Origin of the sequence: Pseudoduganella ginsengisoli (genome assembly GCF_009720865.1) — a bacterium.
GTDB lineage: Bacteria > Pseudomonadota > Gammaproteobacteria > Burkholderiales > Burkholderiaceae_D > Rugamonas > Rugamonas ginsengisoli.
The window spans coordinates 1-480 of sequence record NZ_WNLA01000085.1 but is presented as its reverse complement, the minus strand read 5'-3'; the positions used below and the strand labels follow the sequence as shown (position 1 = coordinate 480).

Sequence of the window (480 nt, the reverse complement as noted above, 5' to 3'; positions counted from 1 at the left end):
CCTGGCGCGCGGCCTGTTCCGCATGCAGGCGCAGGCTGCGCGCGGCGGCCGGGCGCAGGGCGGGAGCAGGCTGGGACAGCACGCGTTCGCGCTGTCCCGGGGACAGCGTCGCCAGCCACGCGCCGCGCCACGCAGCAGGGCCTTGCGCCAGTAATTGCCGCATCATCCAGGCCGGTTCGCCGGCCGGCATGGCGGCGCCTGCACCTTCGACGGGAGGCAGCAGCGCCGGGTCGGCAGGAATGCCCAGTTCGCGCAGTTCGGCCAGGTGGCTTTCCAGCACGGCGCGGTCGGATGGCGGCAACTGCGCCAGCACCCAGTCGCGGTCATGGCCGGCCAGGCCATGCAGCAGCAGCGCCGAGCGGCGGTGCGCGGCCATTACAGCTGCTCCCGCGACGGCGCGGCCGGCTGTTGCAGCCACGCGTGCACCTGGGCCAGCACGGCCTGGCGCTGTTCCTGCGACAGTTCCTGCGCCGCGCCCTG

General features: G+C 74.8%; 1 protein-coding gene. It reads right to left on the bottom strand.

All coding sequences use genetic code 11. The features are described 5' to 3' along the window. Window positions 1-376, bottom strand: a 376-nt coding sequence (locus tag GM668_RS30320) for a hypothetical protein (protein ID WP_211923485.1), incomplete at its 3' end; no start/stop codon positions are given. Window positions 377-480 lie beyond the last annotated feature (104 nt).